At 49.0% G+C, this 2,500-nt stretch carries 2 rRNA genes (1 of these 2 cut by a window edge); both read right to left on the reverse strand.

What is annotated here, in order from left to right:
• Positions 1 to 89 precede the first annotated feature (89 nt).
• A 5S ribosomal RNA gene (gene rrf, locus ABWW54_RS19955) occupies positions 90 to 204 on the reverse strand.
• A gap of 309 nt (positions 205 to 513) precedes the next feature.
• Positions 514 to 2,500, reverse strand: a 23S ribosomal RNA gene (locus ABWW54_RS19960) (it continues 898 nt past the right edge of the window).

Here is a 2,500-nt window from a genome sequence, read left to right on the forward strand (position 1 = left end):
AATCGGACCAGATAGAGGGAGTGCGTAGCTCCGATGAAGTTGCAATAAAAAAGCCCCTGTTTCATAAGAAACAGGGGCTTAGTATATAAATCTGGCAATGTCCTACTTTCACATGGGTAATCCCACACTATCATCGGCGCTAATTGGTTTCACTTCTGAGTTCGAGATGGGATCAGGTGGTGCACAATCGCTATGGTCGCCAGAAAAGCTGTCTAGGTCGCGCTGAATAACGAACAGCAATGGCTGTTGTCATAAAGAGCGAGACCTCTTATCTGATCGCTTGTTCTAAAATTAAGTAGTTGTTAAATCCTTCATCACCACAGCATCGAGCTGCAGTTATGAGGAGGTATGTGGCATATCAATTCGAAATTCATTAACCAGTATTCAAATAGATGTTCTATTGGAAACTTAGTAAAGTTCGTTCGCTATTAATATCACATTAAATTGCTTGAACTATATAACTTAAGTTTTCAGCACGAATCGAGATTCGTAACCAAACCCTTTGGGTGTTATATGGTCAAGCCTCACGGGCAATTAGTACAAGTTAGCTTAACGCCTCTCAACGCTTCCACACCTTGCCTATCAACGTCGTAGTCTTCGACGACCCTTTAGGAATATCAAGTATTCAGTGAGACCTTATCTTGGGAGGGGCTTCCCGCTTAGATGCTTTCAGCGGTTATCCCGTCCGTACATAGCTACCCTACAATGCCTCTGGCGAGACAATAGGAACACCAGGGGTACGTCCACTCCGGTCCTCTCGTACTAGGAGCAGCTTCCCTCAAGTCTCAGGCGCCCACGGCAGATAGGGACCAAACTGTCTCACGACGTTCTAAACCCAGCTCGCGTACCTCTTTAAATGGCGAACAGCCATACCCTTGGGACCGGCTACAGCCCCAGGATGAGATGAGCCGACATCGAGGTGCCAAACACCCCCGTCGATGTGAACTCTTGGGGGGTATCAGCCTGTTATCCCCGGCGTACCTTTTATCCGTTGAGCGATGGCCCTTCCATACAGAACCACCGGATCACTAAGACCTACTTTCGTACCTGCTCGACGTGTCTGTCTCGCAGTCAAGCACTCTTATGCCTTTGCACTAACCATACGATTTCCGACCGTATTTAGAGTACCATTGCGCTCCTCCGTTACTATTTGGGAGGAGACCGCCCCAGTCAAACTACCCACCATACATTGTCCCCGATCCAGATAATGGACCTGGGTTAGGACTCCAAACATACCAGGGTGGTATTTCAAGGATGGCTCCACGCAGACTAGCGTCAACGCTTCAAAGCCTCCCACCTATCCTACACAAATAGGTTCAAAGTCCAATGTAAAGCTGTAGTAAAGGTGCACGGGGTCTTTCCGTCTAACCGCGGGTACACTGCATCTTCACAGCAAATTCAATTTCACTGAGTCCCAGGTGGAGACAGTGTGGCCATCGTTACGCCATTCGTGCAGGTCGGAACTTACCCGACAAGGAATTTCGCTACCTTAGGACCGTTATAGTTACGGCCGCCGTTCACCGGGGCTTCGATCAAGAGCTTCGTCCTAAGACTAACCCCATCAATTAACCTTCCGGCACCGGGCAGGCGTCACACCGTATACGTCCTCTTGCGAGTTTGCACAGTGCTATGTTTTTAATAAACAGTCGCAGCCACCTATTTATTGCAACCTCTCTAGCTTAGGGAGTAAATCCCATCACCGGAGTAGGCACACCTTCTCCCGAAGTTACGGTGTCATTTTGCCGAGTTCCTTCACCTGGGTTCTCTCAAGCACCTTAGGCTTCTCGCCTCACCCACGTGTGTCCGTTTAGAGTACGGTCGTGTATACCTGAAGCTTAGAAACTTTTCTTGGAAGCCTGGCATCATCTGCTCCAACGATAAATCGTCGTCGCCATCACATCTCAGCCTTAGAATCCCGGATTTGCCTAAGATTCCAGCCTACATGCTTAGATAGGGTAAACCAACACCCTTCCAGATTAGCCTTCTCCGTCATTCCATCGCAGTATACATCGGTACAGGAATATTAACCTGTTTCACATCGACTACGCATTTCTGCCTCGCCTTAGTGGCCGACTAACCCTACGCCGATTAGCGTTGCGTAGGAAACCTTGGGTTTTCGGTGTGCGGGTTTTTCACCCGCATTATCGTTACTCATGTCAGCATTCTCACTTCTGATACCTCCAGCAATCCTTCCAGATCACCTTCAACGGCTTACAGAACGCTCTTCTACCATGCTAATAAATTAGCATCCGCAGCTTCGGTACATAGCTTGAGCCCCGGTACATCTTCCGCGCGAGCCGACTCGACCAGTGAGCTATTACGCTTTCTTTAAAGGGTGGCTGCTTCTAAGCCAACCTCCTGGCTGTCTGGGCCTTCTCACATCGTTTCCCACTGAGCTATGTTTAGGGACCTTAGCTGGCGGTCTGGGTTGTTTCCCTCTCGACTACGGACGTTATCACCCGCAGTCTGTCTGCCATGATTGCACTTCTTGGTATTCGGA

Origin of the sequence: Arenicella sp. 4NH20-0111 (genome assembly GCF_040366405.1) — a bacterium.
Lineage (GTDB): Bacteria > Pseudomonadota > Gammaproteobacteria > Arenicellales > Arenicellaceae > Arenicella.